The sequence below is a fragment of the Ruegeria sp. HKCCD6426 genome (assembly GCF_057221115.1).
Genome location: NZ_JBWVBF010000009.1, coordinates 174,634 through 180,633 on the forward strand (window position 1 = coordinate 174,634; position 6,000 = coordinate 180,633).

Here is a 6,000-nt window from a genome sequence, read left to right on the forward strand (position 1 = left end):
ATGTCTTTTGTTTGTATGAGACCGGATAGACTACTACCCCGGCATAGCAAGTGAATTCTGGAACCGACACGACGTTTCGCGCTCAATTTTTGGTGCCAACGCAAAAGATAAATCGGCTTTTGTGGGGATTTTGTATGTTTGGCTAAATAAGGTCGCGGTCCAAGACCGATGGACATCTCGATTGTGTTACTCTCGTCCAGCCTCACTTGTGCTTTCTGTTCGGCATTCCGATTGCCCCGCAGGGCGCAAAGCCACTTCCCTGATTCTTGGTCTCAGACGTGTAAACTGACCTGTTGATAGCAAAGGCCAAACTATTGCGGGCACGCAATCCCAAACATCTTGATCAAAGGACATGAGTGGGAAATCACATAACAAATTCATATTCGAATATTTTACTTTTTCATTCCATCTCTGCATAATCGCCCAATCCACGACAAGACCTTTAGAACATATCGAACCGAGTTTGGCACAGATGCCCGTTCAAAACAGGAGTTTCGAATGCTAAGATTTCTTCTATCGACCACTCTGGCCACCTTTGTCCCCACAGTTTCCCTGGCAGACGGTACGCCCAGCGAAGCAGCTGCCGAGGGGACATTCGCAGAACCTCCGTTTTCACCCTATGCCGACCGAAACTTTCCTGAACGTCCGCTTTGGGGCGACACGCATTTGCACACCGGCCTTTCATTGGATGCCGGTGCATTTGGAAATACGTTGCTGCCGGATGAGGCTTGGCGGTTTGCAAAAGGTGAACAGGTTGTTTCTTCTTCCGGTCAACCGGTGAGGCTGGCACGTCCATTGGATTGGATGGTGCTGACTGACCATACGGATTTGATGGGCTTTGCTCCGGATTTGCAGGCCGGAAAGCCAGGTATTCTGGCAGACCCCAAGGGACTTGAATGGTACGAGGGATATAAGGCTGGCGGAGAAGCTGCCGGAAAGGCTGCATTCGACATAATCGGCAACTTTTCACAGGGAACCCTTCCGGAAGTTCTACTGGAATCGTACAGCCCGGGCGCCGATGCCTTTGCGTTTACTTGGGAAGACATTGTCATGGCCGCCGAGCGCCACAATGATCCAGGTAGCTTCTCGGCTATGATCGGTTTTGAATGGACGTCTGTCCCCAAAGGCTTCAATTTGCACCGCAATGTCATGTTGCGTGACGGGCCCATTCGCGCCCTGAAATTCGTACCACCTGTAACTCAGCCTCCCCACGGAGATACCGACCCAAAAATTCTTTACGAATGGTTGGAACGGTATCAGGAGGAAACCGGCGGGCGGGCCGTGGCTTTTGCGCATAACGGAAACCTCTCGAACGGATGGATGTTCCCGACCGAGGAAACTTATCACGGTGGTAAAGTCGACGAAGAATACGTCCAGAACCGCGCCAAATGGGAGCCTCACTATGAGGTCACACAGATCAAGGGCGACGGCGAAGCGCACCCCTTCCTCAGCCCGGATGACGAGTTCGCCGATTATGAGAACTGGGATGTCGGCAACCTCGATATTACAGAGTTGAAAACGGACGAGATGCTGGCCGGTGAATATGCCCGTGAAGCATTGAAACTCGGGCTGGCACTCGAAGCCAAATTTGGCGTTAACCCCTACAAATTCGGAATGGGCGGCGCGACCGACAGTCACACTTCGCTGGCGACGGCTGAAGAAGACAACTATTTTGGCAAGAGCGTGAGCGTCGAACCCTCCCCTACCCGAGTGCAGCACCCGTTTGTCGAAAGTGAGCTGGGCGCGTTTGAAGGCCACACCCTCGTCGCATCGGGTTATACGGCGGTTTGGGCAACCGAAAACACGCGCTCGGCTATTTTCGATGCGTTCAAGCGGCGGGAAACCTATGCAACAACAGGGCCAAGGATTGGTCTCAGGTTCTTTGGAGGCTGGGAGTTCACGGATGAAGATCTTCGGACCCGCTGGCTCGCTGATGTCGGCTACACCAAGGGTGTTCCGATGGGCAGCGATCTACGCGAACGTGAGGGCGATGGCGCACCCAGTTTCCTTATTGCCGCATTACGTGACCCGATCGGAGCGAACCTTGACCGCGTTCAGGTTATCAAGGGCTGGATGGACGCGGAAGGAGCCCTTCACGAGAAAGTCTATGACGTCGCGTGGTCGGATGACCGAGAACCAGACGGTAATGGGAAGCTTCCCGAAGTCGGGAATACCGTGGATCTGGAAACGGCGAGCTGGATGAACAGTATAGGTTCGTCAGAGTTGCTTACAGTTTGGGCCGACCCTGATTTCGACCCCGCTGAACGCGCGTTTTATTACGTGCGCGTGCTTGAAATTCCGACACCGCGCTGGGTGCTGTATGACAAGGTTAGATTTGGCATCGATCTTCCCGAGGAAGCGCAACTTACCCACCAGGAAAGAGCGTACTCATCACCCATTTGGTACACACCAAAGGGCTAGTTACCGGGTCAGAAAATCACTCACATACTGTCCGGGCTCAGGTCTGATTTCAGGGCAATGTTTGAACGCATTCTTCAATAGGGATCTAACCCCAAAAAGACAAAAGCCCCCGCATCCGCGGGGGCTTTCATTTCTTTCCAAAGACAGTTCCGATCAGAGACCGGTGCTCACGTCGATGGTGTTACCCTCTTCCAGGGTTACATATGCTTTCTTGACGTCTTTCCGCTTGCCCAACTGGCCGCGGAACCGCTTGACCTTGCCTTTGGTCACGGTGGTGTTCACCGCTTTGACCTTGACACCAAACAGCGCCTCAACGGCCTCTTTGATCTGCGGCTTGTTGCTGTCGATCGCCACTTCAAAGACAACCGCGCCGTTTTCAGACGCCATGGTCGACTTTTCAGTGATGATCGGCTTGCGGATCACGTCGTAGTGTTCTGCCTTCGCGCTCATTTCAGACGAGCCTCCAGTGCTTCGACACCCGCCTTGGTGATCACCAGAGTGTCACGCTTGAGGATGTCATAGACGTTTGCGCCCATCGACGGCAGGATATCCAGACCTTCGATGTTTGCGGCTGCACGGGCGAAACCTTCGTTCACGGTGGCACCGTCGATGACCAGAGCGCGTTTCCAGCCCAGGTTTGCAACCTGTTTGGCCAGAGCGGCAGTCTTGCCCTCGGATGCGGCGTCTTCGATCACGACCAGTTCACCTGCCTTGGCTTTTGCCGACAGAGCGTGGCGCAGGCCAAGCTTGCGGAACTTCTTCGGCAGGTCATGACCATGCGAACGCACGACCGGACCTTTGTAGATGCCACCACCACGAAAGATCGGCGCGTTGCGGTCACCATGGCGTGCGCCACCGGTGCCCTTCTGGCGATAGATCTTCTTGGTCGAGTAGCTGGTTTCCGAGCGGGTCTTCACCTTGTGAGTGCCAGCCTGCGCGTTGTTGCGCTGCCAACGGACCACACGGTGCAGGATGTCCGCACGCGGCTCGAGACCGAACAGATCGGCGTTCAGCTCGATGTCGCCGGCTTTGCCGCCGTCCAGTTTGATTACATCAAGTTTCATGCTTCACCACCTTCCGCGGGAGCTTCTTCCGCAGGTGCTTCGGTTGCAGCCGATTTCACAGCAGCCGGGAAAGGCAGGCCTTCCGGTGCTTTCTTCTTCACGGCGTCCTTGACGGTGACCCAGCCCGATTTCGGTCCGGGAACGGCGCCTTTGATGAAGACCAGACCACGGTCGGCGTCGGTTTTGACGACTTCCAGGTTCTGGGTGGTGACACGGGCAGCACCCATGTGACCGGCCATCTTCTTGCCTTTGAAAACCTTGCCCGGGTCCTGACACTGACCGGTCGAACCGTGCGAACGGTGGCTGATCGAAACACCGTGCGAGGCGCGCAGACCGCCGAAGTTCCAACGCTTCATCGCACCGGCAAAGCCTTTACCGATCGAGGTGCCCGAAACGTCAACCTTCTGACCTTCCAGGAAGTGTTCTGCCGAAATCTCGGCGCCCACATCGATCAGGCCATCTTCGGAGACGCGGAACTCGGCCAGCTTACGCTTGGGCTCGACCTTGGCAGCGGCATAGTGACCGCGCATGGCCTTCGAGGTGCGTTTTGCCTTGGCAGCACCGGCGCCCAGCTGAACGGCGGTGTAGCCGTCTTTGTCAGCGGTACGCTGTGCAACAACCTGCAGGTTGTCCAGGTGAAGAACGGTCACAGGGATCTGCTTGCCGTCTTCCATGAACAGGCGGGTCATGCCAACTTTTTTTGCGATAATACCAGAGCGCATAATCTATACCCTCCGATCTTACGACTGCAGCTTGATCTCGACGTCCACACCAGCAGCGAGGTCGAGCTTCATCAGCGCGTCAACGGTCTGGGGGGTCGGATCAACGATGTCCAAGAGACGCTTGTGCGTACGGATCTCGAACTGGTCGCGGGATTTCTTGTCAACGTGAGGGCCACGGAGAACCGTGAACTTCTCAATCTTGTTCGGCAGCGGGATCGGGCCGCGCACGTTCGCGCCGGTCCGCTTGGCAGTGTTGACGATCTCTTGCGTGCTGGCATCCAGAACGCGATAGTCAAATGCCTTCAGCCGAATACGGATGTTTTGGCTTTGCATAGATACAGCCTTTTATCAGGCGTTGAGGTTGAGAGGAGGACAGACGCGCATCGCCAACCCTCATCGAACCCAAAAGGCGGGAATCACCCCGCCTTGATGTTCTTAGTGAGAACTCGCGCGTATTAGTGGGGTTGGTGGGGTTTGGCAAGGGGGAAATGGAAACCGCGAATGCAGACGCTCATAAGCGGAACGTAGTTGCCGCGTTAGAACACTACCTGCTCGCCCACGGATAGTTTTGATCTAGGTAGGCGTTTACTAGCGCCTGATACCTTTCGACACCTCTAATCCGCTCGAAGTCATCCTCCAGTTGGCGCACTTTTTCTTCCCAAGCCCGCACTTCTGGGTGATCGAATGGCAAATCGTCTTCGGGCGCTCCTTCGTTGTCGAAATCTAGTTGTCTGGCTCGACGTATCGTCTCAGCAAGTTCATCATCCCCCAATCTTTGAACAACGTCAGCAAGGCGGTCGAAGTCGCCGAGGCCCCAATTGGCAAGTGTCCAACCTACACCTTCAGCATGCGGCCCAAAGGGAATCTCGATATTACTGCCAGCTTGGGCAATATTCTCAGCCTCCGACCACGTATAATAGGGGTTTAATTCTGTGTTTTCGTGGGCAGCTTTGTGCACAGCCCTAAACAACTCGCCACTTTCCGGGCGTTTGGCAAATACCATCTGAACCGGCGGATTTTTCCGCGCCTCAGCACGTTTCCAAGCATCCTTCATTATTCGATGTTCTGCTTTCAATCGGCGAGACCAATACTCGGACCAAGGATTAAGTTGATCCGAGCGCTTTGGTTTGCTGCGTAAAATACTATCAAACTCGCTGAGGTACCTACGCTCGCGAAGCGTCAATGACCTCAACCAGCGGAAACGCAAAACCCTCGGGGCTACCTTAATCCTTGTTATTACGAATGCCCAAGTCGTTAAGCCAATTAGTACCACGCCAGTGAAAAGCGCAAAACCGACCAGTAGTTCCAATGCAATACCTGTGATTTTACCTGTGACCCGCTGCGACGAGAATGAGTATCTACAACCTTGGTCGTCAATAGGAGGTGCGAAATTGCACCTAAAGTTGCGACATCGGGGAGTGACCAGGTATTTCAGAGATACAGAAAAAGGCCGCCCCATGTGGAGCGGCCTTCGTTCGTCTCACCGATGTGCCGGGCTGAAGCCCGGCCTACCGATTACTCGATGATTTTCGACACGACGCCGGCGCCGACGGTGCGGCCGCCTTCGCGGATGGCGAAACGCAGGCCGTCTTCCATCGCGATCGGGGCGATCAGCTCGACGGTGAAGCCGACGTTGTCGCCGGGCATAACCATCTCGGTGCCAGCTGCCAAGGTCACGGTGCCGGTCACGTCAGTGGTCCGGAAGTAGAACTGCGGACGGTAGTTCGCGAAGAACGGAGTGTGACGACCGCCTTCTTCCTTGGTCAGGATGTAGGCTTCGGCTTCGAACTTGG

7 protein-coding genes are annotated in these 6,000 nt (G+C 55.1%); 1 reads left to right on the forward strand and 6 read right to left on the reverse strand.

The features are described 5' to 3' along the window. The first annotated feature begins 498 nt into the window (after positions 1 to 498). Positions 499 to 2,421, forward strand: coding sequence for a DUF3604 domain-containing protein (locus AC2TDA_RS21045; protein ID WP_480880716.1), 1,923 nt, complete (start codon positions 499 to 501; stop codon positions 2,419 to 2,421). Positions 2,422 to 2,574: 153 nt separating this feature from the next. Here AC2TDA_RS21045 and AC2TDA_RS21050 read toward each other — a convergent pair whose 3' ends face one another. The 6 genes from AC2TDA_RS21050 to AC2TDA_RS21075 all read right to left on the reverse strand — a co-directional run. Further along, the gene (locus tag AC2TDA_RS21050) at positions 2,575 to 2,871 is read right to left on the reverse strand and encodes a 50S ribosomal protein L23 (protein ID WP_009176651.1); all 297 of its coding nucleotides are present in this window, start codon (positions 2,869 to 2,871) and stop codon (positions 2,575 to 2,577) included. Continuing rightward, positions 2,868 to 3,485 carry a 50S ribosomal protein L4 gene (gene rplD / locus AC2TDA_RS21055; RefSeq protein WP_480850360.1) on the reverse strand — a complete coding sequence of 206 codons (618 nt, stop codon included), beginning with the start codon at positions 3,483 to 3,485 and terminating at the stop codon, positions 2,868 to 2,870. Before rplD ends, AC2TDA_RS21050 begins: the two co-directional genes overlap by 4 nt. Then, positions 3,482 to 4,207 carry a 50S ribosomal protein L3 gene (gene rplC / locus AC2TDA_RS21060; RefSeq protein WP_170515968.1) on the reverse strand — a complete coding sequence of 242 codons (726 nt, stop codon included), beginning with the start codon at positions 4,205 to 4,207 and terminating at the stop codon, positions 3,482 to 3,484. The genes rplD and rplC overlap by 4 nt, the downstream gene beginning before the upstream one ends. Before the next feature lie 18 nt (positions 4,208 to 4,225). Then, positions 4,226 to 4,540, reverse strand: coding sequence for a 30S ribosomal protein S10 (gene rpsJ / locus AC2TDA_RS21065; RefSeq protein WP_008756422.1), 315 nt, complete (start codon positions 4,538 to 4,540; stop codon positions 4,226 to 4,228). Between the two features lie 211 nt (positions 4,541 to 4,751). Beyond that, complete coding sequence (locus tag AC2TDA_RS21070; RefSeq protein WP_480880717.1) at positions 4,752 to 5,261, reverse strand: hypothetical protein; 510 nt, start codon at positions 5,259 to 5,261, stop codon at positions 4,752 to 4,754. A gap of 461 nt (positions 5,262 to 5,722) precedes the next feature. Beyond that, positions 5,723 to 6,000, reverse strand: a 278-nt coding sequence (locus tag AC2TDA_RS21075; RefSeq protein WP_480896842.1) for an EF-Tu C-terminal domain-related protein, incomplete at its 5' end; no start/stop codon positions are given.